Source organism: Paracoccus sp. SSJ, from assembly GCF_030234105.1.
Lineage (GTDB): Bacteria > Pseudomonadota > Alphaproteobacteria > Rhodobacterales > Rhodobacteraceae > Paracoccus > Paracoccus denitrificans.
The window spans coordinates 183,060-208,509 of record NZ_JASSPE010000001.1; the positions used below are offsets into that span (position 1 = coordinate 183,060).

Consider the following 25,450-nt stretch of genomic DNA (forward strand, 5'->3'; position numbering starts at 1 on the left):
AGCGCCGTATCACAAGCCTGTGACACGGAACCGATAAGAGCCTGCGCATGGACATGATGAAGCGTTACGCCGTCTATTACGCCCCGCCCGAGGGCACATTCGCCAGCCGCGCCAGCGCCTGGCTGGGCTGGGATGCGGCCACCGGCCAGCCCCTGACCCCGCCCGAGCTGGGCCTGCCGGCCGCGGAGATCACCCGCGATCCGCGCAAATACGGCTTTCACGGCACGCTGAAGCCGCCCTTCCGGCTGGCCGAGGACCGGGATGCCGAAGGGCTGCACCGCGCCATGACGGACCTCGCGGGACGGCTGGCGCCCGTCACCCTGCCCGGCCTGCAGATGGCGAGCCTGGGCGGTTTCCTGGCGCTGGTGCCCAAGGGCGACACCGCGCCGCTGCAAGCGTTGGCAGCGACGGTGGTGGCGGCGCTCGACGGCTTTCGCGCGCCGCTGACCGAGGCCGAGATCGCCCGCCGCCGCCCCGAGCATCTGACGCCGCGCCAGCGCGAATTGCTGCGGCTTTGGGGCTATCCCTATGTCATGGAGGAATTCCGCTTCCACCTGACCCTGACCGACCGGCTGGAGGAACCGCTGGCCGGCGAGGCGGCGCGGATCCTGGATGCGCATTTCGCGCCGGTCCTGCCGCAGCCCTTCAAGGTCTCGGAGCTGTGCCTCTTCGGCGAGGCAGAGGACGGGCGCTTCCACCTGCTGCATCGCTATACCCTTTCCGGCTGAAGCGCGGCGAGGAAACGCGCCAACCCCTGTTCGGGCGTGCCGTCGTTCATCACCACGCGCGGCGCGATACCGGGCGGCAGGGGAAAGCCCGCCCGCGCCAGCCGCGCCGCCTGATCCGCGCCGCTTTCGCGGCCGCGCCCCGCCAGCCGGCGGGCCAGCACCTCGGACGGCGCCGTCACCAGCAGCACCATCAGGCCGGGAAAGCGCGCCTGCGCCTCGGCCAGCACGGTGCGGCTGGCGTTGATCAGCAGCGTGCCCTCGCCTGCCAGCGCATCGGCCGGGATGCCGTAGCCCAGCCCATGCGCGCGCCAATGCAGGGCGAATGCGCCGGCCTGCTGGCGTTTCTGGAATTCGGCCTCGCTGACGCCCTCGAAATCCTCGCCGCCTGCCTCGGCCGGGCGGGTAATGACGCGGCGGGCGGCGCGGATGTCGGGCCGCGCGGCGCAGGCCAGCGCCATCAGCGTGTCCTTGCCCGCGCCCGAGGGGCCGACCACCGCGACCAGCCGAGGGCTCATGCCGCCAGCCCCGGCGTGAAGCCGGTCACGTCGACCAGCCGGTCGCAGACCCGTTCTCGCGCGCCCTCGTCGTGAAAGATGCCCAGGATCGCCGCGCCGCGCGCCTTGGCCTCCTCGATCAGGCACAGGACCACCTCGCGGTTCTGCGCGTCCAGGCTCGCCGTCGGCTCGTCCAGCAGCAGCGCCGGATAGTCATGGGCAAAGCCGCGCGCGATGTTGACCCGCTGCTGCTCGCCACCCGAGAAGGTGGTGGGCGACAAGGCCCAAAGCCGCTCGGGGATGTTCAGCCGCGCCAGCAGATCCGCGGCGCGCGCCCGCGCCTGCGGGGCCGGGGTGCCAAGGCGCAACAGCGGCTCGGCCACCACCTCCAGCGTCGGCACGCGCGGCACGACGCGCAGGAACTGGCTGACATGGCCCAGCACCGCGCGGCGCAGCGCCAGGATCTCGCGCGGCTCGGCCGTGACCACATCCAGCCCGCCGATGCGGATCGACCCGCCCCCGGCCAGGTAGTTGCCATAGACCATGCGCATCAGCGTCGACTTGCCGGCGCCCGAGCGGCCGACCAGCCCGACGCATTCGCCGCGATCCACGCGCAGATGCGCACCCGCCATCACCGGGATCGCCACGCCACCCTGATTGTGCAGGGTAAAGCTTTTCGAAAGGTTCCGGATCTCGATCATGGGGCTACACCTGAAGGACAGAGGACACGAGAAGCTGGGTATAGGCGTGCTGCGGATCGTCCAGCACCTGGTCGGTCAGCCCGCATTCCACCACCCTGCCCGATTTCATCACCATCAGCCGGTCGGCCAGCAGCCGCACTACGGCCAGGTCGTGGGTCACGATCACCACCGACAGGCCAAGGTCGCGCACCAGGCCGCGCAACAGGTCCAGAAGCCGCGCCTGGACGCTGACGTCAAGGCCGCCGGTCGGCTCGTCCATGAACACCAGCCGCGGCCCGGTCACCAGGTTGCGCGCGATCTGCAAGCGCTGCTGCATGCCGCCCGAAAAGGCCGAGGGCCGGTCGTCGATCCGGTCCGCCGCGATCTCGACCCGGCCCAGCCAGTCGGTCGCGCTTTCGCGGATGGCGGCATAGTTGCGCGCGCCCACGGCCATCAGCCGCTCGCCGACATTGCCGCCGGCCGAGACGCCCATGCGCAGCCCGTCGCGCGGGTTCTGGTGGACATAGGCCCAGTCGCCCCGCAACAGCCGGCGCCGCTCGGCTTCCGAGAAAGCCAGCACGTCGGCGCCGTCGAACAGGATCCGCCCCTCGTCCGGGCGCTGGTGCCCGGCCAGGCAGGACAGCAGCGTCGACTTCCCCGAGCCGCTTTCGCCGACGATACCCAACACCTCGCCGGGATAGAGGTCGAAGCCGACGCCGGCGCAGCCGATCCGCGCGCCGTAGCGTTTCGTCAAGCCCTGCACCGACAGCAGCGGTGCGGCGGTGATGACGTTCTGCATCAGGGTCATGGCGTGGCTCCTTGCGGCGACAGGCGGCCGCGATGCCCCTGCGCCTGGCGCGAGGCGCAGAAATCGGTATCGGAACAGACGAACATGCGCGTGCCCCGGTCGTCGGTGATGACCTCGTCCAGATAGCTGGCGGCCGAGCCGCAGAGGTCGCATTCGTGATCGGCCTTCGAGGCGGCAAAGGGATGGTCCTCGAAATCCAGGCTGACCACGTCGGAATATGGCGGCACGGCATGGATGCGCGCCTCGCGCCCGGCGCCGAAAAGCTGGATCGCCGGATTGCCGGCCAGTTTCGGATTGTCGAATTTCGGGATCGGCGAGGGGTCCATGACATAGCGCCCCTCGACCCGCACCGGATAGGCATAGGCGGTCGCGATCTCGCCGTGGCGGGCGATGTCCTCGTAAAGCTTGACGTGCATCAGTCCGTATTCCTCAAGCTCGTGCATCTTGCGCGTCTCGGTCTCGCGCGGTTCCAGAAAGCGCAGGGGTTCGGGGATCGGCACCTGATAGACCAGGATCTGCCCCTCGGCCAGCGGCTGCTCGGGGATGCGGTGACGGGTCTGGATCACCGTGGCGTCGGTGGTGCGCTCGGTCGTCTCGACCCCCGCCGTACGCTGGAAGAAGCGGCGGATGGACACGGCGTTGGTGGTGTCGTCGGCGCCTTGGTCGATGACCTTCAGCCGGTCCTCGGGCGTCAGGCAGGCCGCCGTCACCTGCACGCCGCCTGTGCCCCAGCCATAGGGCATGGGCATCTCGCGGCTGGCAAAGGGCACCTGATAGCCCGGGATCGCCAGCGCCTTCAGAAGCGCGCGGCGGATCATCCGCTTGGTCTGTTCGTCCAGATAGGCGAAGTTATAGGCTTGGTCGGTCATTCCGCCGCCTCCTGCATCTGCACGGCCTCGCGCCGCATGCGCCGGACCAGTTCCAGTTCCGCCTGGAAATCGACGTAATGCGGCAGCTTGATATGTTCGAGGAAACCTGTCGCCTGGATGTTGTCGCAATGGCTTAGCACGAATTCCTCATCCTGTGCGGGAGCGCCGGTGAAATCCTCGCCCAGCTCCTGCCAGCGCAGGGCGCGGTCCACCAGGCTCATCGAGATCGCCTTGCGCTCGGACTGGCCCATGACCAGGCCATAGCCGCGGGTGAATTGCGGCGGCTCGGACTTCGAGCCCTTGAACTGGTTCACCGTGTCGCATTCGGTCAGCTCGACCTCGCCGATCTCGACGGCAAAGCCCAGCTCGGGCAGTTCCACCTCGACCGCGACGCGGCCGATGCGCAGCTCGCCGACAAAGGCATGGGTGCGGCCATAGCCGCGCTGCGTGGAATAGGCCAGCGACAGGGTGAACCCCTCGTCCGCCCGCGCCAGCGCCTGCAAGCGCAGCGCGCGCGAGGCCGGCAGTTCCAGCGGCTGGCGCGTCAGGTCGGGGGCGGGCGTGTCATCCGCCGGCTGCTGCTCGATCAGCCCGTCGCGGTCCAGCAGGCCGGTGACATGCGGCACCGGCTCGTCCGGCGCAGGCGCCATGGGGGCAGGTTGCGGCGTGCCTTCGGCTGCCAGCGCGAAATCCAGCAGGCGGTGGGTATAGTCGAAGGTCGGCCCCAGCACCTGCCCGCCCGGCAGGTCCTTGAAGGTGGCCGAGACGCGGCGATCGACCGCCATCGCCGCCGTATCGACCGGGCGCGAGGCACCGAAACGCGGCAATGTCGTGCGATAGGCGCGGATCAGGAACACCGCCTCGATCAAGTCGCCCCGCGCTTGCTTGATCGCGAGCGCGGCCAGGTCGGGATCGTAGAGCGAGCCCTCGGCCATCACCCGGTTCACCGCCAGCGCCATCTGCTCGCGGATCTGGGCGACGGTCAGTTCGGGGACCGACGGATCGCCCCGGCGCTCCTCGGCCAGCCAGGCATGGGCGGCGTCGATGGCGCGCTCGCCCCCTTTGACGGCGACATACATCAGGCGTCCTCCACAATGGTGCTGCGCGGCAGGGCGGCAAGGCGCGCGCCGCAGGTCAGGATGCAATCGAAGCCCAGCGGGAACAGCGCCCGGTTGGCGCGGAAGGCCGCGGTCTCGGGCAGCGAAAGCCGTGCCTCGGTCTGGATGCCGGGGCCGGTCAGGCGGGCGCCCTCGGATTCCAGCCGGTCCAGCTCCACGATCAGCGTGGCCGAGCGGTCGGGATAGGACGGCTCGCCGATGCGGAAACGGGTGACGGGTTGCAGCGCCTCCCAGCCGCCAAGCGCGAATTGCGCCTGTTCGGCGGGAACCAGCGGCGCGCCGGTGTGAAAGCCGATCCAGCCGCGCAGCGCCTCGCAATCCGCGGCGCCGGCCAGATGCAGGGGCGTGGTGCTGTCGGTCAGCGTCAGCAGCGCCACCCCGGCGGCGACCGAGATCGGCGCGGGCGGCTGCGCACCAGCCACGGTAAAGATGCGGCCGGGCCGGGCCATGGCCTCCAGCAGCGCGCGAAAGGCATGGGCGGATTGGGTGGAAGGATCGGCGAAACCGCCGGTCAGGATGGCGTTCATGCGTCCTCTCCGCGCAGCATGGTGAAGAATTCGACCCGGGTGGCGGCGGCCTTGGCGGCGCGGGTGGCGCGCACCCTGGCGGCCTCGGCCCGCAGGGGGGCCAGCACCTGCGTCGCGATCTGCGGCGCGGCCCCGGTCTGCATCAGCGCATCGGCGACGGCGGCGCGGGCGGCATGCGCCTTGTCGCGGCCCTGCACGCAGGCATGGCCCACCGCGCCCTCGGCCAGCCGGACCGAGCAGCGGGTGACGGTCATCTCGCCCAGGTTGAAGGGCGCGCCGGTGCCGCCGATGCGGCCCTGCACCATCACGGTGCCGATCTCGGGCGCGCGCAGCATCTCATGCGCAGGCAAGTCGGGCAGCAGCGCCGCCAGCCGGCCCGGCGGTGCCTTGGCCAGCGCCGAGATCCATTTGCGGCGCGCAGTGGTTTCGGGTTGGGATGATTGGGACATTCCGGGCCTCGACAAGCTTGCGGGTTTGTCTAGTTTTCTATACAACTAGACAAGTGATAGCCCGCCCATCGATTCGGCTCAAGGGCCGGCTTCGTGAATTTTTGGTGACGGAGGCAGCATGGCCCGCAGTCCGATCTGGAAATCCATCGCCGACACTTTGGAAAGTGAAATCGGCGACGGCCACTATCACCCCGGCGACAAGCTGCCGTCCGAGGCGGTGCTGGCCGCGCGTTTCGGCGTCAATCGCCACACCGTGCGCCATGCGCTGGCCGCGCTGGCCGAGGCGGGGACGGTGCGCTCGCGCCGCGGCGCCGGGGTCTTCGTCGCGGCGCGGCCCACGGATTATCCGCTGGGCCTGCGGGTGCGGTTTCACCAGAACATCACCGCCTCGGGCCGCGCGCCCTCGCGCCGGCTGACGCTGACCGAGACGCGCGCCGCCAATGCCGAAGAGGCCGAGGCGCTGCACCTTGACCCCGGCAGCCCGGTGCATGTGGTCGAGGGCGTGTCGCTGGTCGATGGCCAGCCGGTGGCGGTGTTCCGCTCGGTCTTCGATGCGGGGCGCTTTCCTGACCTCTTGCGGCATGTGGTGGCCATCCCCTCGGTCACCGCGGCGCTGGCGGAATGCGGGCTGAGGGACTATACGCGCGCCTCGACCCGGCTGACGGCGGAGCTGGCGCCGGCGGTGATGGCGTTGGCGCTGGAGGTGCCCGAGGGCGCGCCGGTGCTGCGCTCGGTCGCGGTGAACGTGGACGCGGGGGGCGACGCGGGCGGCGTGCCGGTGGAATACGGCACCACTTGGTTCGCCGGCGACCGCGTCACGCTGACCCTGCGCCCCGAGGACGGCCGCTAGCCCTTGATCAGCTTGCGGCGCAGCCAGCCCGAAAAGCTGTCCATCGCCATCACCATCAGCACGATCAGCACCATGTAATAGGCCACGTCCTCCCAGTCCTTCTGGGTCTGGATCGCCTGGGTCAGCAACAGGCCGATGCCGCCGCCGACGATGGCGCCGATCACCGTCGCGCCGCGGGTGTTGGATTCCAGGAAATACAGCACCTGGCTCAGCAGCACAGGCGTCACCTGCGGGATCACCCCGAAGCGCGCGCGCTGCACGGCCCCCGCGCCGGTCGAGCGGATGCCCTCGACCTGCTTTTCGTCGATGTTTTCCAGGGCTTCCGAGAACATCTTGCCGAAGCTGCCGGTATCGGTCAGCAGGATCGCCAGCGCGCCGGTCATGGGTCCGGGGCCGAAGGCGCGGGCCAGCACGATGGTCCAGATCAGCCCGTCCACGCCGCGGATGAAGTCGAAGATCCGCCGCAGCCCGAAGCGCAGCGCCCCCAGAGGCATCATGTTGCGCGCTGCCATGAAGCCCAGCGGCAGCGCCAGGATCGCCGCGCCGAACGTGCCCAGAAAGGCCATCAGCACCGTCTCGAACATGGCCCAGATCACGTCGCCATGCCGCCACATCGCGTTGGTCCAGAAATCCCGCGCCATGGCGGCGACGTTGGGCAGGTCGGGATCGACGCGCGGCCCCCAAAGCGCACTGGCGGCGATCTCGGGCCAGCTCATGTAGTGGAACGGGCTGTCGAGGGTAAAGAAGAACAGCGCCCAGCCCGGCTCATAGCGGAAGGTCTCGACCTTGGAGCGGGTATAGGCAAAGCGCCCGGCCTCGGTCGTGACGCTGACCCGGCCCTCCGACGCGCTGATCCAGTCGGGCAGCGGCTGCGGCGCGGTCAGGTGCAACTGGCCGTCCTGGGGCCGGATGTCGATCAGGCCGTAGCCCGGCACGTCATAGCGCGCGCCATCCGCGTCATAGGTGACGACATGGCCATGGCCCAGGTCGATGCGGGTGGCATCGCCACGGGTGGCGATCCATGGCGGCAGGCGGTCGGCGGGATAGACCCCCTTGGCCTCGCCGTCGATGGCGACGCGCAGCGCGCCCGTGCGGTTGTCGCGCGTCACATGGGTCTTGTGCTGCCAGAAATCCGACAGCAGCACGGCGGCATTGTCCATCCGCGCCCGGCCGGCCAGTCCGGCGACGTCGAAGGCCACGGCGGCATAGGCCAGATAGGCCAGGATCGCCAGCGGCACCGCAAAGGCTGCCAGCCGGCGACGGGCAAAGCGGGTCAGCACGGTGCCGGTCAGGGCAGGGGAAAGCGTGGCGGTCTTCGTCATGGTTCAGCCCCTTACCAGCCGGCCGCGCGCGTGGTCCGAGATGCGGTCGATCACGACGATGGCCACGAAAAGCAGCAGAAAGATCGCCACCACCTCGTCATAGCGGCCCCCGCCCCATTGCATCGCCAGCTTCAGGTCGTAGCCGATGCCGCCCGAGCCGACGAAGCCCAGGATGGCGCTGGCGCGCAGGTTGATCTCGAACCGCATCAGCGCATAGGACAGCCAGTTCGGCGCGACCTGCGGCAGGACGCCCAGCCCCATCTGCTGGCCCCAGCCGGCACCGACCGAGGCAAGCCCCTCGACCGGCTTCAGGTCGGCATTCTCGGCCACTTCGGAAAACAGCTTGCCAAGCGCGCCGGCGGTATGCAGCGAGATGGCGATGACCGCCGGCACCGGCCCGCCGCCCAGGATATAGATCAGCACCAGCGCGATCACGATCTCGGGCACGGCGCGCAGCGCGTCCATCAGCCGGCGGAACACCCCCGTCAGCCGCGGCCAGCGCGCCAGCCCGCGCGTGGACAAGAGCGCCAGCCCCATGGCGACCAGCCCGCCCAGCAGGGTCGAGACGGCGGCGATGTTCAGCGTCTCGACCAGCGAGGGCAGGTGCGCCATCAGCAGGCCCGGCAGGTTCGCACGCTTCTGCCATGCCTCGGCCAGCACCTCGGAAGGAAAGGCCAGGATCATCGGCAGCCCGTCGACGAAGCCGCCGGCATTGCGGCTTTCGGCCAGCCGGAACCCGGCCGCCATCATGGCGACGAAGATCACCAGCAGCAGCCCGCCATAGAGGCGGCGCCGGCGGGCAAGTTCCAGATAGGCGTAGCGATGCGCCGGGGCGAGATCGACCATGACAATCCTGCGGGTGACATGCGGATGCCGCGCCCCGCCGGGGGACGCGGCCGGGGACGGCGCTTATTGCGCGCCTTCCTGCATCTTGCGGGCGGCGACCACGCCCAGATAGGCGTCATGCGTCACCGGCACGAAATCCTTGGCCTCGCCATGGGCGACGCCATAGGCGCAGGCGCGGTCGGCCTCGTGCAGGTCGGCGGTCAGCTTCGTCACCTTGTCCCTGACATCCTGCGGCAGGGCCTTGCGCACCACCATCGGCCCTTCCGGGATCAGCTTGGATTTCCAGATCTCGACCAGGTCGTTCATCTCGACCAGCCCGGCATCGGCGGCCTTGCGGAAGGCGCCCGAGTTGTAGCCGTCCTCCCAGTCGCCCAGGCCGTCGGCATAGGACACGCCCGCGTCGAAATCACCATTGGCGACGCCGACGATGGTCTGCTCATGCCCGCCCGAGAAACGGACCTGGCCGAAGAAATCCTCCAGCTTGCCATGGGCCTCGGCCAGTTCCGCGCCCGGCACCAGATAGCCCGAGGTCGAGTTCGGCTCGGCAAAGGCGAAGGTCTTGCCCTTGGCATCCTCGATCGAGGCGATGCCGCTGTCCGTGCGGGCAAAGCCGATGGCGTAATAGCCGGTCGAGCCGTCCATGTTCTGCTTGGTCAGCACCGGCTCGACCGCCTCGGGATCGGTCAGGTGGATCTTGGCATAGCCCGAGGCGCCCAGCCACGCCATGTCCAGCGTGCCGCCCAGCAGGCCCTGGATGACGCCGTCGTAATCGGCCGGGGTAAAGACCTTGACCGGCACGCCCAGCTCGGCCTCGATGGCGGCGCGGTAGCATTCGTTCGAGGTCATGCGGTCCTGCGCGTTCTCGCCGCCGAGGATGCCGATGTTGAAGCCGGTGATCGGCTGGGCCGAGGCGGCCGAGGTCAGGCCCGAGGACAGGGCGGTGGCGGCGACGAGCGCCAGAGCAAGCGGTTTCATGGTTTCTCCATGGGTTGCGAGTATTGCAGGGATCGTCAGGCCATCAGCCGCGCGGCATAGGCGGCGTCGGCCGAGGCGTCGGCGGGAATCGCGGTCGAGGTCGCGGCCTCGTTGAAGCTGTGGTCCGCACCATAGATGTCGCGGGCGACGCCGGTCGAAAGCTGCGCGGGCGTGCCGTCGAAGACGATGCGGCCGTCGCGCATGCCGATCACCCGGTCGCAATAGCGCCGCGCCGTGTCCAGCGTGTGCAGGTTGGCGATGACCATGCGCCCGTCCTCGACATTGATGCGCTTGAGCGTGTCCATGACGATCTGCGCGTTCATCGGGTCGAGGCTGGCGATGGGTTCGTCGGCCAGGATGATCCGGGGGTCCTGCATCAGCGCGCGGGCGATGGCGACGCGCTGCTGCTGGCCGCCCGACAGCGCCTCGGCCCGCTTGGGGGCCTGTTCGGCGATACCGAGCCGGTCGAGGATCTCCAGCGCACGCAGGATGTCGGCGCGCGGCCAGAGGTTGAACAGCGTGGCCAGCACCGGACGGCGGTTCAGCAGCCCGTGCAGCACGTTCGAGACCACGTCCATGCGCGGCACCAGGTTGAACTGCTGGAAGATCATCGCGCATTGGCTTTGCCAGGCCCGGCGGTCGCGGCCGCGCAGCGCCAGGATGTCGCGCCCGTCCACGCAGATCCGCCCGGCCGAGGCGTCGGTCAGCCGGTTCATCATGCGCAGGAATGTCGACTTGCCCGCCCCCGAGCGGCCGATGATGCCGACGAAGGCCGGCCCGTCCACGGCAAAGCTGATGTCGTCCACCGCGGCGCGCCCGGAAAAGACGCGGGTAACGTTCTGAACTGCAAGCAAGGCGACCCTCCATCAGCGGTTGGGGCGCTGATAGCCGGCCTCGGTGACGGAATCGGCTCAGTCCGGTGAAGCTTTCTTGACGCCTGCCGCGCCGGACGGCGCCCTTTCCCAAGCGTTTTTCACAGGACGCAAAAACGAAACCCGAGTGTTCGGATCAGGAACAAAACGCCGAGCAATTCTGTCAACTATATGTTTTTACAAGATTATTTATTGACCTTCCGCGAATCGTCCCCTATATCGGGGCCAAGGTCGCCAGCCAGCCGCAATGCCAGCCAGCCACCAAGCAACAGCCAGCCAGACAGGAGAACAGCCATGACGAAAACCGCTTGCAGCGCCTGCGCGTTCTATGAGGACCACGTCGCCAACTCCGCCAGCACGCTTTCGGATTCCGGCCTGTGCCGCGCCAACCCGCCCGTCAACCAGAAGGATGCGGACACCCGGGGTTATTGGCCGGTCGTCAAGTCGAACGATTGGTGCGGGCAGTTCGCCACCGTCTTCGCGGCCGAGTGATTCAGCCGCGTCCGACGCCTTAAGGCAGCCTTCGGGCTGCCTTTTGCGTTTGCGGGACGGGATGCGTCAGAGGCGCGCGGCAAAGCCTTCGAGGAAGCCGCGCAACTGCTCGCGCGTCTTGTCGTCGGTCAGGTTGCCCTCATCGTCGAAGACCGACCCCGCGCGCGACACCATCAGCCGCCCCTCGGTCCACAGCGCGGCCTTGAGCGTGCGCAGCACCGGCAGCCAGTGGTTCTGCGCCAGGATCGTGCCGAACCCGCCGGGCGAGGCGCCGATCACCGCCACCGGCTTGCCCACGAACATTGCCAGCCCCTCGCCGCGCGACATCCAGTCGATGACGTTCTTGAACACGCCGGGCACGCCGTTGTTGTATTCCGGCGTCACCAGCAGCAACCCGTCCGCCGCCGCAAGCTGCGATTGCAGGATGCGCACCGGCTCGGGCAGGCCCGTCGCGGCCTCCAGGTCGCCGTCGTAAAGCGGCACCTCGCGAATCGAGCCGGTCTGGATGCGCGTCCCTTCGGGCGCCAGATCGACCGCCGCACGCAGAAGCCCGGCGTTGAACGAGGCACGCCGCAGACTGCCGCTGAGGCCCAGGATCGTCTTGGTCATCGGTGCTTCCTTTCCTGCTCCTGCCTGTCGAAGATCGCGCGGAACGACCCCGGCTGACGCTCAACGTCGCGGGCAAGGAAATCGACGCCATGCCCGGCGGGATTTTTTCACGCCCTGCCCCGATATTGCACGCCGCATTCGGTGACGATGGCGGCCAGCCGGATGTCGTGGGGCTGCGGATAGATCGTCGCCAGCCGGGCCGCCTGCAAGCCGGTGCCGAACGCCAGCGGGTGCCCTGCGGCCAGCGTTCGGTCGAAATAGCCGCCACCATAGCCCAGCCGATAGCCGGAGCCGTCCCAGCCGACCAGCGGGGCCAGCACCACATCCGGCTTGACCGTTTCGGTGTTCGCGGGAACCGGGATGTTCCAATGGCCGCGCCGCATCGCCGCGCCGGGATGCCAGGGGCGAAAGACCAGCGGGCTGGCGGGACGCTCGACCTCCGGCAGGGCCGGGATGGCGCCCCGCTCATGCAGGCGGGCCAGCCAGGGGCGCAGGTCGGGCTCGGACCGGATCGGCCAATAGCCGGCGACCACCCGACCCCGCAGATCGGGCAAATGCCCGGCCAGCAATTCGTCCAGCGCCGTGGCGATGGCGGCGGCGGCGGCCTGCCGCTGGGCGATGCTCAGCGCAGCGCGGCGGACCAGCAACTCCTCGCGCTGCGCCTTGCGCCAGCGTGCCACATCGCGGGCCTGCTGCGCATCGACGGCCAAGGGGTCGAAGTAGTCCGGCGCGATCCGCGCGGCAAGACAGGGGGGCGAGGCAAAGCCGCCCTCGTCGTCCCGGCCGGCGCCGCCAGGTCCGGCCGTCGGGGGCTGCATCCTAGTCATGCGCGGCACGATAGCATGGCGCGGCGCGGCGCCAAAGCCCGTGCCCAAAGAATTCGGCGTGACAGGACGCGACACAGCGGCTATGGATGGCGCATGTCGCATCGAATGCCCTGCACCATCTCGTTTTATTGGTTCCGCTGTCCCCAGCGGAGCCGGGTGTAGCGCGAACACGCGATACAGACCCCCAAGCCGCTGGCCCAAGACCGGCGGCTTTTTCATTTCCATGCGCTTCCGGTCCGGCCCTTTGCAGAAAGAAAGAGCCATGCCCATCCAGACCGAGAACCTGCATATCGCCGCATTGCGCCCCCTGCCCGCCCCGGCCGCCCTGGCCGCATCCCTGCCGCGGGACGAAGCGGTCTCCCGCACCGTCGCCGACAGCCGCGCCGCCATCCGCGCCATCCTGGCCGGGCGCGACGACCGGCTGCTGGTCGTCGCCGGCCCCTGTTCGGTCCATGACCCGGCGGCGGCGCTGGATTACGCCGCGCGCCTGGCCGAGATGCGCCACGCGCTGTCCGACCGGCTGGAGATCGTCATGCGGGTCTATTTCGAAAAGCCGCGCACGACCGTCGGCTGGAAGGGGCTGATCAACGATCCGCATCTGGACGGCTCGGACCGGATCGAGGACGGGCTGCCCCTGGCCCGCCGCCTGCTGCTGGAGATCAACCGCATGGGCCTGCCGGCGGCGACCGAGTTCCTGGACCCGATCCTGCCGCAATACTTCGCCGACCTGATCGCCTGGGGCGCGATTGGCGCGCGCACCACGGAAAGCCAGATCCATCGCCAGCTGGCCTCGGGCCTGTCCTGCCCGGTGGGGTTCAAGAACGGCACCGACGGCGGGGTGCAGGTGGCGCTGGACGCGATCCGCTCGGCTTCGCGGCCGCACAGCTTTCCCGCGATCACCGCCGAAGGGCGCGCGGCCATCGCCACGACCACCGGCAACGATGCCTGCCACGTCGTGCTGCGCGGCGGCCATGACGGGCCGAATTACGGCGCCGACCATGTCGCGGCAGTGGCGGCGGCTGCGGCCAAGGCGGGGATCGAGCCCGGTATCGTCATCGACGCCAGCCACGCCAACAGCGACAAGGATCCCGCCCGACAGCCGGAGGTGATCGCCGATGTCGCGGCTCGGATCCGCACGGGCGACAGCCGCATTCGCGGGGTCATGCTGGAAAGTCATCTGGTGGCGGGGCGGCAGGATCTGCGGCCCGGCCAGGTGCCGGTCTATGGCCAGAGCATCACCGACGGCTGCCTGGGCTGGGAGGACAGCCGCGCGCTGCTCCTGAACCTTGCCGGGGCCGCGGCGACGCGGCTGCGCTGCGCCGCCTGAAGCTGATAGGCGGGCGGCCAGCCTACCCGTCCCCTTCCTTCAGCCCCGGATGCCGGTGGCGAACATCGGCCCGCCGCGCCAGCGCGGGAAGCCATAGCCGTGGATTTCCACCAGATCGATGTCGGCGGGCGCCTGGGCGATGCCTTCGTCCAGGATCGCCTGTCCCTCGGCAGCCATCTCGGCCACAAGGGCCTGCGCGATCTGGTCGCGGCTCATCGCTGCGCCGGGCGCGATTTCGCGGGCCAGCAACTCTGCCACCGAGGCCGAGGGCTGCGGCTTGCGCTCACCCGGGGCATAGTCATACCAGCCGCCGCCGGTCTTTTGCCCCTTGCGGCCCGCGCGCACCAGAATGTCGCCCAGCGTCTCGGCCACGTCCTGCCCTGCCGCCCGCGCGCCCTCGCGTTGCAGGAAGGCGATGTCGAGCCCGCCCAGATCCTGCGCCTCGAACGGACCCATGGCAAAGCCGTGGCCGCGCATGGCGGCGTCGATTTCGGCAATCGGCACGCCCTTGCGGACCAGCGCCTCGGCCGCCGCGCGATAGCGTTTCAGGATGCGGTTGCCGATGAAGCCCTCGCAGATGCCGGCGCGGACCGGGATCTTTTTCAGCGCCCGGGCAAGCGCGAAGCCGGTGGCCAGCGTGCGGTCCGAGGTTTCCGGCACCGGCACGATCTCCAGGAGCTTCATCACATTGGCCGGGCTGAAGAAATGCAGGCCGATGAAGCGGCCGGGATTGGGCAGCCCCTCGGCGATGGCGCGCGGGTCGAGATAGGAGGTATTGGTCGCCAGCACCGCATCCGGGCGGCAGGCCCGGGCGAGTTGCTCGAACACGGCGCGCTTGACGCCGATTTCCTCGAACACCGCCTCGATGACCAGGTCGGCATCGGCCAGCGCGGCGTAATCGGTCGTCCCGGCGACGCCCGCCAGCCGGTCTGCGGCCTGCGCCTCGGTCAGCTTGCCGCGCCGCACCGCGCCGTCGAAGATGCCGCGCAGGTTGGCCATGCCGCGCGCCACCGCCTCGTCGTCGCGCTCGACCAGCACCACCGGCAGGCCGGCGTCGCGCAGGGCCGCGGCAATGCCGGCGCCCATGGTGCCGCCGCCGATCACCGCCGTGCGGCGCAGGGGCAAGGGCTCCACGTCGCGCAATGCAGCCGGGCGCGGCGCGGCACGCTCGGCAAAGAAGACGTGGCGCAGCGCCGCCGCCTGATCCGAGCCGCGCAGTTCCAGGAAGGTTTCGCGCTCAAAGGCCATGGCCTCGGCAAAGCCCGCCTCGGCCGCCTTGCGCAGACAGGCGAGCGCCCGCAGCGGCGCGGCGGCACCCTTGGCGACCTTGGCCACGGCTTTCTCCTGCTCGGCCCAGAACTCGGCATCCGGCGCGGCGACAGGCCGGGACGAGGCAGGTTCGGGCAGCGGCCGGGTCAACGCCTGCCGCGCGAAGGTCACGGCGCCTTCCAGCAGATCGCCCTGGATCACCGCATCGACCAACCCGGCCTCGGCGGCTTTCGCCGCGCGCATGGGCCGGCCCGAGGTCACCAGATCGACCGCCGCCGGAACACCCACCACGCGGGGCGTGCGCACCGTGCCGCCGGCGCCGGGAACGATGCCGAGGCTCACCTCGGGCAGGCCCAGCGAGGCATCCGGGACCGCCACGCGGAACCGGCACCCCAGCGCGACCTCCAGCCCGCCGCCAAGCGCCGAGCCGTGGATCGCGGCGGTCCAGGGCTTCTGCGCGCCCTCGATCCGCGCGACCAGATCGGGCAGGTGCGGCGGGACCGGCGGCTTGCCGAATTCGGTCACGTCGGCCCCGGCGATGAAGGTGCGGCCGGCGCAGACCAGCACCACCGCCGCGACCGAGGCGTCGGCGTCCAGCGTGTCCGCGGCATCCCACAGTCCCTGCCGCAGAGCCGCGGACAGTGCGTTGACGGGCGGGTTGTCCACGGTGACGACAGCGATTTCCCCTTGGCGGGCAATGGTTACGGTCATTTCCTCATATCCCCAGATAGGCTTCGCGGATGCGCGGATCGGCGATCAGTTCCCCGGCCGGACCCTGCATGGTGATCTGGCCGGTTTCCATCACATAGCCGCGGTCGGCGATCTTCAAGGCACCGAATGCGTTCTGCTCGACCAGCAGCACGGTGACGCCAAGCGCCTTGAGCCCGCTGACCACGTCGAAGATCTGCTGGACGATGATCGGCGCCAGACCCATCGACGGCTCGTCCAGAAGCAGGCAGGACGGCCGCCCCATCAGCGCCCGCGCCATGGCCAGCATCTGCTGCTGGCCGCCCGACAGGCCGCCGGCGGCAAGGTTGCGCTTTTGCTTCAGGATCGGGAACATCTGGAAGGCGTCTTCCATGTCCTTTTCCACCCGGTCGTCGCTGTAGAGAAAGGCACCGAGGCGCAGGTTCTCCTCGACCGTCAGGTTGGTGAAGATCTGCCGCCCCTCGGGCGATTGCGCCAGCCCCCGCGCCAGCCGTTTGAAGGCCGGCACCGGGGTCAGCGGCTCGCCGCGGAAGGTGATGGTGCCGGCCGAGACCGGCTGCACGCCCGACAGGCAGCGCAGCAGCGTGGTCTTGCCCGCGCCGTTGGCGCCGACCACGGTGACGATCTCGCCGGAATCGACATGCAGGTCGATGCCGTGCAAGACCTCGATGCGCCCATAGCGCGAGCGCAAGCCCTCAACCGTCAGCATCGGCACCCTCCTCGGTTCCCAGATAGGCGGCGATCACCGCCGGGTTGCGGCTGACCTCGGCCGGCGAGCCCTCGGCGATCTTTTCGCCATGGTCCAGCACCACGATGTGGCTGGAGATGCGCATGACCATCTTCATGTCGTGCTCGACCAGCAGGATGGCGGTGCCGGATGCCGCGACCTCGGCGATCAGGTGGTCGATCTCCTCGGTCTCGACGGCGTTGCAGCCCGCCGCCGGCTCGTCCAGCAACAGCACCTTGGGCTTCATCGCCAGCGCGCGGGCGATCTCCAGCCGCTTGAGCGAGCCATAGGACAGGTTCCCCGCCTCGCGATCCGCCGCGCGCTCCAGCCCGACGCGGGCCAGAAGCGCGCGCGCGCCCGCATCGGCCGCCCGCGCCCGGCGGCGCGAGGACGGCAGATGCAGGAGATCCGCCAGGACCGGCCCCTTTTCCTGCAAGTGAAAGCCCGAGATGGCGTTTTCCAGCACCGTCATGTTCTGGAATATCTGCAGGTTCTGGAAGGTGCGCGACATGCCCCGCTGCGCCAGCCGGAACGGCGCCATGCCGGTCACGTCCTCGCCCTCCAGCACCACGCGGCCCAAGCCGGGCCGATAGACGCCCGAGATCATGTTGAACAGCGTGGTCTTGCCGGCGCCGTTCGGGCCGATGACCGAGACGATCTCGCCCGGCTCGACCTTGAAGCTGACATCATGCACGGCCTTGATGCCGCCGAAGCTGATGCCCAGACCCTCGACCGAAAGCAGCGTCATTCGCCCCTCCCCCTCAGCTTGCGCAGGACCGAGGGCAAGAGCCCTTCCCGCAGGAAGATCATCACCAGCATCATCACGAGGCCGAGGACGAGTTGCTCGTATTCGGCAAAGACGGTCAGCGCCTGCGGCAGCAGCGTCAGGATGCCGGCGCCGAAGATCGCGCCCAGGACCGAACCGGCCCCGCCCAGCACAGCCATGGTCACCATCTCGATCGAATGCATGAAGCCGGCGACGTCGGGGGTGATGAACTTGTTCTGAAGCGCCACCAGAGAGCCCGCGACCGAGGCATAGACGGCCGAGATGACAAAGGCCTGCAGCTTGACCCGCGCCACGTCGATCCCCACCGTGCCGGCGGCGATTTCCGAGCCGTGCAGCGCGCGCAGCGCCCGGCCGCTGGGGCTTTGATGCAGGTTCAGCGCGATCCAGGCGCCGATCAGCAGCGCGATGCCGCAGAAGAAATACCAGAACTGGCCGTTGGTCAGGTCCAGCCCCCAGTCCTTGAGCAGCCCGCGCAGGCCCAGCTCGGGCACCGCGATGCCGTCGGGACCGCCGGTGAGCCGGCGCTCGTTGTTCAGCACCATCGAGACGAGGATGCCGAAGCCCAGCGTGGCCACGGCCAGGTAATAGCCCTTGAGCCGCAGGATCGGCCGGCCGACCAGATAGGCCAGCACGCCCGAGATCGCCGCGCCCAGCACCACGGCCAGCGAAGGATGCAGGCCCAGATGCGTCGGCGCCAAGGCGCAGGCATAGCCGCCGATACCGGCGAAACCGGCATGGCCCAGGCTGATCTGCCCGGCATAGCCGGTCAGGATGACGATGCCGGTCACGGCCAGCCCGTTGACGAAGATCAGTGCGCCGACCCGGTAGTAATAGCCCGAGGGAAAGAAAAAGGGCGTCACCGCGATCAGCGCGGCCAGCACCAGCAACGTGGCGGATTTGGCGGTCAGTCTCGGCATCACACCCGCTCCGTCGATTTGCGGCCGAACAGGCCCTGCGGCATGAAGAACAGGACCAGCAGGATCACGACGAATGCCGCCGCCTCCTTGTAGGTCGAGGACAGGTAGCCCGCCGTCAGCGCCTCGATCAGCCCGATCAGGAAGCCGCCGGCCAGCGCGCCCTTGGGATTGCCCATGCCGCCCAGCATGGCACCGGCAAAGCCCTTCAGCGCAAAGCCGATGCCGACATTGTAGGCGGTCAGCGTGATCGGCGTCGCCAGCACCCCCGCCAGGGCACCGATCCCGGCCGAAAGCGCAAAGGACAGCGTCATGACGAAATTCGTGTTGATGCCGACAAGCTGGGCCGCGAGCCGGTTGTTCGAGGTCGCCAGCACCGCCCGGCCCAGCAGCGTGCGGGTGAAGAACAGCCACAGGCCGGCAAAGACCACCAGCGCGCCGCCGATCACCCACAGGCTTTGCGGTTGGATCGTCGCGCCGCCGATGCGCAGCGGCGTGTCGCCCGAAAAGGCCGGGAAGCTGTGGATCTGCTTGTCGAACACCAGCTGCGCCGCGCCTTGCAGAAAGACCGAGGCGCCGATGGTGATGATGATGAGCGAGACGACGGGCGCGCCGCGCGCCGGCTCGATGGCCAGCTTGTTGATCGCGACCCCCAGCGCGGCGGTGGCGACGATGGCGATCAGCGCCGCCAGCGGCAGCGGCAGCCCGGCAACATGGGCAAACCATGTGATCATGCCGCCCAGCATGACGAACTCGCCCTGGGCGAAGTTCACCACATCCGAGGCGTTGTAGATGATCGTGAAACCAAGGGCGACCAGCGCATAGACCGCGCCCACCGTCAGCCCTGAAAACAGGAATTGCAAAAGTTCAGACATGCCGAGGCTCTCTGGCTGGGCTCTCCCGAGCGGGCGGAAGCGGTCCCCTTGCGGGGACCGCGCGGGTTCATTCGACGATGGACCAGCTGCCGTCCTTGACCTCCAGCATGCGGAAGGCCGACAGGTCCAGGCCCAGATGGTCCTCGGGCGACATGGTGTAGATGCCGGTCGTGCCCGCCAGCCCCGAGGTCTGCTCCAGCGCATCGCGGATCGCCGCCGGCTCGGCCGAGCCGGCGCGCGTCACCGCATCGACCAGCAGCGCGAAGCCGTCATGGGCATAGCCGCCGAAGGTGCCGACCGGCTCCTTGAACTTGCCCTCGAAGGCGGCCTTGTAGGCGGTGACCACCGGCTTTTGCGGATCGTCCTCGGCCAGCAGGTCCGCGACCAGCAGCGCGGTGCCGGGCAGGCGCACGCCCTCGGCGGCCGCCTTGCCGGCCAGCTCGATGAACCCGTCCGAAGCGACGCCATGCGACTGGTAAAGCGGCAGCTCGATGCCCAGCTGGCGATAGTTGCGCGTCACGATGGACGGGCCCTGTCCGAAGCCCGGGTTCAGCACTGCCTGCACGCCCGCGGTGTTGCGGATCTTGGTCAGCTGCGCCGTCATGTCGGCGTCCTTGGGATCATAGGTCTCGTCCGCGGCGATCTCGATGCCGTATTCGCCGACCACGTCCTTGCACTGCGCCTGCATCGAGGCGCCGAAGCCGTCGGTGCCCGAGATCATGCCGATTTTCTGGATGCCGCTTTTCCGCATGTCCTCGAAGATCTTCTGGCAGGCCATGCGGTCGGTATGCGGCGTCTTGAAGGTAAAGGGCTTGACCGGCTGGATGATGTCGATGGCACCGGCCAGCGAGATGAAGGGGATCTCGGCATCCTCGGCCACCGACAGGATCGACATCGAGGTGCCGGTGGTGGTGCCGCCGATGATGGCCTGCACCTCGTCGTCCTCGATCAGGCGGGTCGCGAAGGTGCGCGCCTTGTTGGCGTCGCCGCCGTCGTCATAGAGCACCAGCGCGATCTGCTCGCCGTTGATGCCGCCCTTGGCGTTGGTTTCCTCGACCAGCATTTCCAGCGTCTTGGCCTCGGGATCGCCGAGGAAGGCGGCGGGGCCCGTCGCGGAAACCGAGGCGCCGATCTTGATCTCGGCACTGGCGGCCCCGGCCAGCCCAAGCGCGATCAGCGCGGCCGGAACGGTCGTCGTCAGGGTCTTTTTCATGGTGCGTCTCCTCCCAGAGAACTAGTTGACTTGGGTTGGGTCAGGCCGCCACCGGCCGGCGCCACATGGCACGCCGGAACCGGCTGGCGACGAAGGCGGTGTCGGTCAGGCAGGCATTGCCGGCCGGGTTGGCGCCGGTGACGTGGAAATCGCTGAAGGCCGCCGATTGGTTGACATAGATATTGCCGGTCAGGTTCACCGACAGGTTGACGCCGGCCGCGGCAAAGGCTTGCGCGGCGCAGGCAATGCGCGCTTCGTCCCGGTCGTAGAGCGCGGCTGTGATCGCGCCCTTGCGCCGCGCCAGATCGGTGGCGCGGGCGATGGCGGCATCGGCATCCTTCACCGCGACGACGAAGGCGACGGGGCCGAAGCATTCCCGCTCGCAGGCCGGATCGCCGTCCCGCATCGCCAACAGCAGCGGGGTCGCGGTGCGCCCCTGCCCCAGCGGCGCCGAATCGCGCAGCACCCGCCCAAGCCCGCGCGCCTGCTGCACGCGCTCCAGCGTCGCCTGGTTGGCGATGGCACCGCAGATACCGGCCGCCCGGGCCGGATCGGCCAGCAATGCGTCGATGGCCGCGGCCAGCGCCAGCCCGACCTCATCGAAGCTCTTGCGGCCCTGGTCGGTATCGATGCCGCCTTCCGGGACATAGATATTTTGCGGCGCGGTGCACATCTGCCCGGAATAAAGCGCCAGCGAAAAGGCCAGGTTGGCGCACATGCCGGCGAAATCGTCGGTGGCGGCGATGGTGACGGTGTTCACGCCGGCCTCTTCGGTGAACAGCTGCGCCTGCGTCGCGTGGCCGCGCAGCCAGTCCCCGAAAGCGGCCGAGCCGGTATAGTCGATCAGCCGCACCGCCGGTTGGGTCGCAAGCTGCTGCGTGATCTCGGCCCCGCGCTCGTCCACGGCCAGCAGCACCGAATCGGAGGGCAGCCCGGCCTCGGCCAGCACCTCGCGCAGCACGCGCACCGTCAGTGCCAGCGGCAGGATGGCGGCGGGATGCGGCTTTACGATCACCGGATTGCCGGTGGCGAGGCTGGCGAAGATGCCGGAATAGCTGTTCCAGGTCGGGAAGGTGTTGCAGCCGATCGCCAGCGACAGGCCCGCCGGCACGATCGACCAGTGCTTTTCCAGCAGGATCGGCGCCGCCTTGCCCTGCGGCTTTTCCCAGCGTGCCTGCGGGGCAAAGCGGGTCATCTCGTCCCAGGCCATCGCCACCGCCTCAAGCCCGCGGTCCTGCGCATGCGGCCCGCCCGCCTGGAAGGCCATGGCAAAAGCCTGCCCGGTGGTGTGCATCGTGGCATGGCCCATCAGGAAGCTGACGCGGTTGAGCCGCGCCAACGCCTCAAGGCAGACACCCACCCGCGCCTCGGGGCTGGCCGATGCCAGCGCCGGCTGCACCGCCTGCGCCGCCGCGACCAGTGTCTGGGCATCGGCGGCCGGATAGGTGATTCCCAAGGCGCCGCCAAAGGGCGACACCTCGGCGCCCAGTTGCCGCTGATTCGGATGCCCGGGCAGATCGAAGGCGGCATTGCGCAGCGCCTCGAACCCCGCCTGGCCGTCCTCGCGCGCGGTTTCGCCATAGATCTTGCCGCTTGGAATCTCGGGAAACGGGCTCCAGAATGCGCGTTGGCGCAGCGCATCCAGCGCGGCGTCCAGCATCGGCCGATGGCGGTCGAAAAATTCTGTCACGGCGTTCCCCCTCACCTTGCCAGATTATCATTGACCGGCCGGTCGGTTTATGCAACAAAAATTTTCAGGGAGCCTCGGAAAACGGGGCAAGGGAGTTTTACCGATGACGGAAACCGTCCTGGCGGCCTTGGCCGACGGCGTGCTGACGCTGACGCTCAATCGCCCCGACAAGCTGAATTCCTTCAACGAAGAGATGCACCTGGCGCTGCGCGCCGGCATCCAGCGCGCCCATGACGATGCGGCGGTGCGGGCGGTGCTGCTGACCGGCGCCGGGCGCGGCTTTTGCGCCGGGCAGGACCTGGGCGACCGCGACCCGCGCAAGGGCGGTCCCGCCCCCGACCTGGGCCAGACGCTGGAGACCTTCTACAACCCGACGCTGCGGCTGATCCGGGCGCTGGAAAAGCCGGTGGTCTGCGCGGTCAATGGCGTCGCGGCCGGGGCCGGGGCCAATATCGCCTTCGCCTGCGACATCGTGCTGGCGGCGAAATCGGCGAAGTTCATCCAGGCCTTCTCGAAGATCGGGCTGATCCCGGACGCGGGCGGCACCTTCAGCCTGACCCGCATCCTGGGCGAGCCGCGCGCCAAGGCGCTGGCCCTGACGGCCGAGCCGCTGATGGCGGAAAAGGCCGCCGATTGGGGCCTGATCTGGAAAGCCGTGGACGACGAGGCGTTGATGGACGAGAGCCGGGCGCTGGCCGCGTCCCTTGCCGCGGGTCCGACGCTGGGGCTGGGCCTGACCAAGCGGCTGATCCAGGCCGCCGCCACCAACAGCCTGGACGAACAGCTGGACATGGAGCGCGACTGCCAGCGGCAGGCCGGCCGCAGTGCCGATTATGCCGAGGGCGTCACCGCCTTCCTGGAAAAGCGCAAGCCGGAGTTCAGGGGACAATGAAAGACGCATCCATGAAACCCGTTTCCCAGATGACCCCGCAGGAACTGGCCGAAGCTTCGGCCAAGGCGATGTGGAACGACGATTCCGCCAGCCAGCGGCTGGGCATGAGCCTGGACCATATCGCCCCTGGCGAGGCGACGCTTTCCATGACCATCACCGATGCCATGTCGAACGGGCACGGCAATTGCCATGGCGGCTATATCTTCACGCTCGCCGACAGCGCCTTTGCCTTTGCCTGCAACAGCTACAACCAGCTGGTGGTCGCGCAGCATTGCTCGGTCACCTATCTGCTGCCGGGCCGCATCGGCGACCGGCTGACGGCAGAGGCGCGCGAGGTCTCGCGCCGCGGCCGCTCGGGCATCTACGACATCCGCATCACCAACCAGGACGGCCAGCACGTGGCCGAGTTCCGCGGCCATTCCCGCACCGTCAAGGGCACCCATCTGCCGGTCGAATCCTGACCGCAACCCATCGCAAGGGGAGGAATCCATGCACCCACTGGCACCCGAAAGGAAAGAGCTGGACCCGATCGAGATCGCCTCGCGCGACGAGATCGAGGCCCTGCAATTCCACCGCATGAAGCGGTCGCTGAAGCACGCTTTCGAGAATTCGCCCTTCTACCGCAACCGCTTCATCGAGCACGACGTCCATCCCGAGGACCTGAAGTCGCTGACCGACATCGCGAAATTCCCCTTTACCGGCAAGCAGGACCTACGCGACACCTATCCCTTCGGGATGTTCGCCGTGCCGCAGTCCAAGCTGGTGCGCATCCACGGCTCGTCCGGCACCACCGGCAAGCCGACCGTGGTGGGCTATACCCAGGCCGACATCGACCATTGGGCGAACCTGATCGCCCGCTCGATCCGCGCTGCCGGCGGCCGGCCGGGCGACATCCTGCACAACGCCTATGGCTACGGGCTGTTCACCGGGGGCCTTGGCGCGCATTACGGGGCCGAACGGCTGGGCTGCACCGTGGTGCCGATCTCGGGCGGCATGACCGAGCGGCAGGTGACGCTGATCGACGATTTCAAGCCGCGCATCATCATGGTGACGCCCAGCTACATGCTGTCGATCCTGGACGAGTTCCGCCGCCAGGGCCTGGACCCGCGGCAATCCTCGCTGAAGATCGGCATCTTCGGCGCCGAACCCTGGACCAACGCCATGCGGCAGGAGATCGAAGAGGCGTTCGACATGCACGCCGTCGACATCTACGGCCTTTCCGAGGTGATGGGTCCCGGCGTCGCCATGGAATGCGTCGAGACCAAGGACGGGCTGCATATCTGGGAGGATCATTTCTATCCCGAGATCATCGACCCGGTCACGGGCGAGGTGCTGCCGGACGGCGAGATCGGCGAGCTGGTCTTTACCACGCTGACCAAGGAAGGGCTGCCGATGGTGCGCTATCGCACCCGCGACCTGACCCGCCTGCTGCCCGGCACCGCGCGTTCCATGCGCCGGATCGAAAAGATCACGGGCCGCAGCGACGACATGATCATCCTGCGCGGCGTCAACGTCTTCCCGACCCAGATCGAGGAGCAGATCCTGAAATGCCAGGGCCTCGCGCCGCATTTCCAGATCGAACTGAGCCGCTCGGGCCGCATGGACAGCATGACCGTGCATGTCGAATGCGCCCCCGACATGACCGACGAGGCCGCCCGCGCCAAATCCGCCAAGGAGCTGGCGCATCACATCAAAAGCGTGGTCGGCGTCTCGACCCGGATCGAGGTCAAGGACCCCAACGCCATTGCCCGTTCGGAAGGCAAGGCCAAGCGGGTGCTTGACAACCGGCCCAAGACATGATGCCGCATCGCGGCAACCAGCATGACATGCGGTCGCAAACCCGCTAAGTCGTTAGGGGGCCGCGTGCCCCCTTGTTTTTCTCGCCTCTCGACTGCGGGCGAACAAATGATCTGATGAGGATGGCATGGCTCGGACACGGGCAGTGGATTTCGAGGAAAAGCAACGCGGCCTTCTGGACAAGGCGGCCGAGGTCTTTGCCGAACTGGGCATGGAAAAGGCATCCATGGCGCAGATCGCCGCACACAGCCAGGTGTCCAAGGCGCTGCTTTACCATTACTATCCCAGCAAGGACGCGCTGATCTTTGCCATCATCATCACCCATCTGGAAGAGCTCGACGCGGCCATCGAGGAAACCGACGATCCCGGCCTGCCGCCGCAGCAGCGCCTGCGCCAGCTGGTGGGCACGGTGCTGGAGCGTTATCGCGGCGCGGACAACCAGCACAAGGTGCAGCTGAACGCCACCCCTGCCCTGGGCGACGAGCAGAAGGCCGAGATCCTTGGCGTCGAGCGGCGCATCGTCAAGCGCTTCGCCGCCGTCCTGCGCGAGATCAACCCCGACCTGGACGATCCGCAGCGCCCGCTGCTGACCCCGGTGACCATGTCGCTGTTCGGGATGATGAACTGGGTCTACATGTGGTTCCGCGACGGCGGCCGCATCACGCGCGAGGATTACGCCGACGTGGCGACGACGCTGATCCTCGAGGGCATCAAGGCCGTGCGGTGAAGCGGCCCCGGCGCGCCGGCGGTTGACGAGGGCGGCAGGTTTGCGGGACAATGCAGTC

At 68.7% G+C, this 25,450-nt stretch carries 28 protein-coding genes; 8 read left to right on the forward strand and 20 right to left on the reverse strand.

Annotated features, from left to right (window positions below; genetic code table 11):
- Positions 1-47 precede the first annotated feature (47 nt).
- Positions 48-728, forward strand: coding sequence for a DUF1045 domain-containing protein (locus QPR87_RS00860; RefSeq protein ID WP_285047713.1), 681 nt, complete (start codon positions 48-50; stop codon positions 726-728).
- On the opposite strand, the gene phnN is transcribed toward QPR87_RS00860, so the two are convergent.
- The 7 genes from phnN to phnG are packed head-to-tail and all read right to left on the reverse strand — an operon-like array spanning position 710 to position 5,673.
- On the reverse strand, positions 710-1,243 hold the full coding sequence (gene phnN, locus QPR87_RS00865; protein WP_011750996.1) for a phosphonate metabolism protein/1,5-bisphosphokinase (PRPP-forming) PhnN: 534 nt from the start codon (positions 1,241-1,243) through the stop codon (positions 710-712). The two genes, QPR87_RS00860 and phnN, sit on opposite strands and share 19 nt — an antisense overlap.
- Positions 1,240-1,923 (reverse strand): phosphonate C-P lyase system protein PhnL, encoded by a 684-nt coding sequence (phnL, locus tag QPR87_RS00870; RefSeq protein ID WP_285047715.1) that lies wholly within the window; start codon positions 1,921-1,923, stop codon positions 1,240-1,242. Before phnL ends, phnN begins: the two co-directional genes overlap by 4 nt.
- Before the next feature lie 4 nt (positions 1,924-1,927).
- Positions 1,928-2,710 (reverse strand): phosphonate C-P lyase system protein PhnK, encoded by a 783-nt coding sequence (gene phnK / locus QPR87_RS00875; protein WP_285047717.1) that lies wholly within the window; start codon positions 2,708-2,710, stop codon positions 1,928-1,930.
- On the reverse strand, positions 2,707-3,579 hold the full coding sequence (locus QPR87_RS00880) for an alpha-D-ribose 1-methylphosphonate 5-phosphate C-P-lyase PhnJ (protein WP_285047718.1): 873 nt from the start codon (positions 3,577-3,579) through the stop codon (positions 2,707-2,709). Before QPR87_RS00880 ends, phnK begins: the two co-directional genes overlap by 4 nt.
- Positions 3,576-4,658: a carbon-phosphorus lyase complex subunit gene (locus QPR87_RS00885; RefSeq protein WP_011751000.1), complete on the reverse strand. Its 1,083-nt coding sequence runs from the start codon at positions 4,656-4,658 to the stop codon at positions 3,576-3,578. Before QPR87_RS00885 ends, QPR87_RS00880 begins: the two co-directional genes overlap by 4 nt.
- Positions 4,658-5,224, reverse strand: a complete 567-nt coding sequence (phnH, locus tag QPR87_RS00890; RefSeq protein ID WP_285047721.1) for a phosphonate C-P lyase system protein PhnH — start codon at positions 5,222-5,224, stop codon at positions 4,658-4,660. Before phnH ends, QPR87_RS00885 begins: the two co-directional genes overlap by 1 nt.
- Positions 5,221-5,673: a phosphonate C-P lyase system protein PhnG gene (gene phnG / locus QPR87_RS00895; RefSeq protein ID WP_285047723.1), complete on the reverse strand. Its 453-nt coding sequence runs from the start codon at positions 5,671-5,673 to the stop codon at positions 5,221-5,223. Before phnG ends, phnH begins: the two co-directional genes overlap by 4 nt.
- Positions 5,674-5,791: 118 nt before the next feature.
- On the opposite strand from phnG, the gene phnF reads away from it, so the two are divergent.
- Complete coding sequence (phnF, locus tag QPR87_RS00900; protein ID WP_285047725.1) at positions 5,792-6,523, forward strand: phosphonate metabolism transcriptional regulator PhnF; 732 nt, start codon at positions 5,792-5,794, stop codon at positions 6,521-6,523.
- On the opposite strand, the gene phnE (QPR87_RS00905) is transcribed toward phnF, so the two are convergent.
- The 4 genes from phnE (QPR87_RS00905) to phnC all read right to left on the reverse strand — a co-directional run bounded on the left by phnE (QPR87_RS00905) (position 6,520) and on the right by phnC (position 10,520).
- Positions 6,520-7,845: a phosphonate ABC transporter, permease protein PhnE gene (phnE, locus tag QPR87_RS00905; RefSeq protein WP_285047726.1), complete on the reverse strand. Its 1,326-nt coding sequence runs from the start codon at positions 7,843-7,845 to the stop codon at positions 6,520-6,522. The genes phnF and phnE (QPR87_RS00905) overlap by 4 nt on opposite strands.
- A gap of 3 nt (positions 7,846-7,848) precedes the next feature.
- Positions 7,849-8,691: a phosphonate ABC transporter, permease protein PhnE gene (phnE, locus tag QPR87_RS00910; protein WP_285047727.1), complete on the reverse strand. Its 843-nt coding sequence runs from the start codon at positions 8,689-8,691 to the stop codon at positions 7,849-7,851.
- Positions 8,692-8,754: 63 nt separating this feature from the next.
- Entirely contained in the window at positions 8,755-9,666 is a 912-nt protein-coding gene (gene phnD, locus QPR87_RS00915) for a phosphonate ABC transporter substrate-binding protein (RefSeq protein ID WP_011751006.1), read from the reverse strand.
- Positions 9,667-9,701: 35 nt separating this feature from the next.
- Entirely contained in the window at positions 9,702-10,520 is an 819-nt protein-coding gene (gene phnC / locus QPR87_RS00920) for a phosphonate ABC transporter ATP-binding protein (protein WP_104493035.1), read from the reverse strand.
- Between the two features lie 312 nt (positions 10,521-10,832).
- Between phnC and QPR87_RS00925 the strand changes: the two genes are divergently transcribed.
- Positions 10,833-11,030, forward strand: coding sequence for a hypothetical protein (locus tag QPR87_RS00925; RefSeq protein ID WP_011751008.1), 198 nt, complete (start codon positions 10,833-10,835; stop codon positions 11,028-11,030).
- Between the two features lie 66 nt (positions 11,031-11,096).
- On the opposite strand, the gene QPR87_RS00930 is transcribed toward QPR87_RS00925, so the two are convergent.
- Together QPR87_RS00930 and QPR87_RS00935 are read right to left on the reverse strand one after the other, a co-directional pair.
- Positions 11,097-11,639, reverse strand: a complete 543-nt coding sequence (locus QPR87_RS00930) for an NADPH-dependent FMN reductase (protein WP_231000811.1) — start codon at positions 11,637-11,639, stop codon at positions 11,097-11,099.
- Between the two features lie 107 nt (positions 11,640-11,746).
- Entirely contained in the window at positions 11,747-12,457 is a 711-nt protein-coding gene (locus QPR87_RS00935) for a 5-formyltetrahydrofolate cyclo-ligase (protein ID WP_285047729.1), read from the reverse strand.
- A gap of 271 nt (positions 12,458-12,728) precedes the next feature.
- Between QPR87_RS00935 and QPR87_RS00940 the strand changes: the two genes are divergently transcribed.
- The gene (locus QPR87_RS00940) at positions 12,729-13,793 is read left to right on the forward strand and encodes a 3-deoxy-7-phosphoheptulonate synthase (RefSeq protein ID WP_285047732.1); all 1,065 of its coding nucleotides are present in this window, start codon (positions 12,729-12,731) and stop codon (positions 13,791-13,793) included.
- A gap of 39 nt (positions 13,794-13,832) precedes the next feature.
- Here the strand turns inward: QPR87_RS00940 and QPR87_RS00945 are convergent, their stop codons facing one another.
- From QPR87_RS00945 to paaN, 7 genes are all read right to left on the reverse strand, one after another.
- A complete protein-coding gene (locus QPR87_RS00945) occupies positions 13,833-15,773 on the reverse strand; it encodes a 3-hydroxyacyl-CoA dehydrogenase NAD-binding domain-containing protein (RefSeq protein WP_285047734.1) in 1,941 nt (646 codons plus the stop codon).
- A gap of 4 nt (positions 15,774-15,777) precedes the next feature.
- Entirely contained in the window at positions 15,778-16,479 is a 702-nt protein-coding gene (locus QPR87_RS00950) for an ABC transporter ATP-binding protein (RefSeq protein WP_011751013.1), read from the reverse strand.
- Complete coding sequence (locus QPR87_RS00955; protein ID WP_011751014.1) at positions 16,466-17,245, reverse strand: ABC transporter ATP-binding protein; 780 nt, start codon at positions 17,243-17,245, stop codon at positions 16,466-16,468. Before QPR87_RS00955 ends, QPR87_RS00950 begins: the two co-directional genes overlap by 14 nt.
- Positions 17,242-18,201, reverse strand: coding sequence for a branched-chain amino acid ABC transporter permease (locus QPR87_RS00960; protein ID WP_285047739.1), 960 nt, complete (start codon positions 18,199-18,201; stop codon positions 17,242-17,244). The genes QPR87_RS00955 and QPR87_RS00960 overlap by 4 nt, the downstream gene beginning before the upstream one ends.
- Positions 18,201-19,073, reverse strand: coding sequence for a branched-chain amino acid ABC transporter permease (locus QPR87_RS00965; protein ID WP_285047740.1), 873 nt, complete (start codon positions 19,071-19,073; stop codon positions 18,201-18,203). Before QPR87_RS00965 ends, QPR87_RS00960 begins: the two co-directional genes overlap by 1 nt.
- A 67-nt stretch (positions 19,074-19,140) precedes the next feature.
- On the reverse strand, positions 19,141-20,286 hold the full coding sequence (locus QPR87_RS00970) for an ABC transporter substrate-binding protein (RefSeq protein ID WP_285047741.1): 1,146 nt from the start codon (positions 20,284-20,286) through the stop codon (positions 19,141-19,143).
- 40 nt (positions 20,287-20,326) lie between these two features.
- Complete coding sequence (paaN, locus tag QPR87_RS00975) at positions 20,327-21,976, reverse strand: phenylacetic acid degradation protein PaaN (RefSeq protein WP_285047743.1); 1,650 nt, start codon at positions 21,974-21,976, stop codon at positions 20,327-20,329.
- 103 nt (positions 21,977-22,079) lie between these two features.
- Between paaN and paaG the strand changes: the two genes are divergently transcribed.
- The 4 genes from paaG to QPR87_RS00995 all read left to right on the forward strand — a co-directional run bounded on the left by paaG (position 22,080) and on the right by QPR87_RS00995 (position 25,392).
- Positions 22,080-22,868 (forward strand): 2-(1,2-epoxy-1,2-dihydrophenyl)acetyl-CoA isomerase PaaG, encoded by a 789-nt coding sequence (paaG, locus tag QPR87_RS00980; RefSeq protein WP_285047746.1) that lies wholly within the window; start codon positions 22,080-22,082, stop codon positions 22,866-22,868.
- Between the two features lie 29 nt (positions 22,869-22,897).
- On the forward strand, positions 22,898-23,329 hold the full coding sequence (gene paaI / locus QPR87_RS00985; RefSeq protein WP_199766664.1) for a hydroxyphenylacetyl-CoA thioesterase PaaI: 432 nt from the start codon (positions 22,898-22,900) through the stop codon (positions 23,327-23,329).
- Positions 23,330-23,357: 28 nt separating this feature from the next.
- Positions 23,358-24,668 carry a phenylacetate--CoA ligase PaaK gene (gene paaK / locus QPR87_RS00990; protein WP_285047749.1) on the forward strand — a complete coding sequence of 437 codons (1,311 nt, stop codon included), beginning with the start codon at positions 23,358-23,360 and terminating at the stop codon, positions 24,666-24,668.
- 124 nt (positions 24,669-24,792) lie between these two features.
- Positions 24,793-25,392, forward strand: a complete 600-nt coding sequence (locus tag QPR87_RS00995; RefSeq protein ID WP_011751022.1) for a TetR/AcrR family transcriptional regulator — start codon at positions 24,793-24,795, stop codon at positions 25,390-25,392.
- Positions 25,393-25,450: the final 58 nt, after the last annotated feature.

Coding starts and splice junctions, on each gene's coding strand:
- QPR87_RS00860 (WP_285047713.1), top strand. CDS start 48: ATGGACATGATGAAGCGTTACGCCGTCTATTACGCCCCGCCCGAGGGC.
- phnN (WP_011750996.1), bottom strand. CDS start 1,243: ATGAGCCCTCGGCTGGTCGCGGTGGTCGGCCCCTCGGGCGCGGGCAAG.
- phnL (WP_285047715.1), bottom strand. CDS start 1,923: ATGATCGAGATCCGGAACCTTTCGAAAAGCTTTACCCTGCACAATCAG.
- phnK (WP_285047717.1), bottom strand. CDS start 2,710: ATGACCCTGATGCAGAACGTCATCACCGCCGCACCGCTGCTGTCGGTG.
- QPR87_RS00880 (WP_285047718.1), bottom strand. CDS start 3,579: ATGACCGACCAAGCCTATAACTTCGCCTATCTGGACGAACAGACCAAG.
- QPR87_RS00885 (WP_011751000.1), bottom strand. CDS start 4,658: ATGTATGTCGCCGTCAAAGGGGGCGAGCGCGCCATCGACGCCGCCCAT.
- phnH (WP_285047721.1), bottom strand. CDS start 5,224: ATGAACGCCATCCTGACCGGCGGTTTCGCCGATCCTTCCACCCAATCC.
- phnG (WP_285047723.1), bottom strand. CDS start 5,673: ATGTCCCAATCATCCCAACCCGAAACCACTGCGCGCCGCAAATGGATC.
- phnF (WP_285047725.1), top strand. CDS start 5,792: ATGGCCCGCAGTCCGATCTGGAAATCCATCGCCGACACTTTGGAAAGT.
- phnE (WP_285047726.1), bottom strand. CDS start 7,845: ATGACGAAGACCGCCACGCTTTCCCCTGCCCTGACCGGCACCGTGCTG.
- phnE (WP_285047727.1), bottom strand. CDS start 8,691: ATGGTCGATCTCGCCCCGGCGCATCGCTACGCCTATCTGGAACTTGCC.
- phnD (WP_011751006.1), bottom strand. CDS start 9,666: ATGAAACCGCTTGCTCTGGCGCTCGTCGCCGCCACCGCCCTGTCCTCG.
- QPR87_RS00925 (WP_011751008.1), top strand. CDS start 10,833: ATGACGAAAACCGCTTGCAGCGCCTGCGCGTTCTATGAGGACCACGTC.
- QPR87_RS00930 (WP_231000811.1), bottom strand. CDS start 11,639: ATGACCAAGACGATCCTGGGCCTCAGCGGCAGTCTGCGGCGTGCCTCG.
- QPR87_RS00935 (WP_285047729.1), bottom strand. CDS start 12,457: ATGCAGCCCCCGACGGCCGGACCTGGCGGCGCCGGCCGGGACGACGAG.
- QPR87_RS00940 (WP_285047732.1), top strand. CDS start 12,729: ATGCCCATCCAGACCGAGAACCTGCATATCGCCGCATTGCGCCCCCTG.
- QPR87_RS00945 (WP_285047734.1), bottom strand. CDS start 15,773: ATGACCGTAACCATTGCCCGCCAAGGGGAAATCGCTGTCGTCACCGTG.
- QPR87_RS00950 (WP_011751013.1), bottom strand. CDS start 16,479: ATGCTGACGGTTGAGGGCTTGCGCTCGCGCTATGGGCGCATCGAGGTC.
- QPR87_RS00955 (WP_011751014.1), bottom strand. CDS start 17,245: ATGACGCTGCTTTCGGTCGAGGGTCTGGGCATCAGCTTCGGCGGCATC.
- QPR87_RS00960 (WP_285047739.1), bottom strand. CDS start 18,201: ATGCCGAGACTGACCGCCAAATCCGCCACGTTGCTGGTGCTGGCCGCG.
- QPR87_RS00965 (WP_285047740.1), bottom strand. CDS start 19,073: ATGTCTGAACTTTTGCAATTCCTGTTTTCAGGGCTGACGGTGGGCGCG.
- QPR87_RS00970 (WP_285047741.1), bottom strand. CDS start 20,286: ATGAAAAAGACCCTGACGACGACCGTTCCGGCCGCGCTGATCGCGCTT.
- paaG (WP_285047746.1), top strand. CDS start 22,080: ATGACGGAAACCGTCCTGGCGGCCTTGGCCGACGGCGTGCTGACGCTG.
- paaI (WP_199766664.1), top strand. CDS start 22,898: ATGACCCCGCAGGAACTGGCCGAAGCTTCGGCCAAGGCGATGTGGAAC.
- paaK (WP_285047749.1), top strand. CDS start 23,358: ATGCACCCACTGGCACCCGAAAGGAAAGAGCTGGACCCGATCGAGATC.
- QPR87_RS00995 (WP_011751022.1), top strand. CDS start 24,793: ATGGCTCGGACACGGGCAGTGGATTTCGAGGAAAAGCAACGCGGCCTT.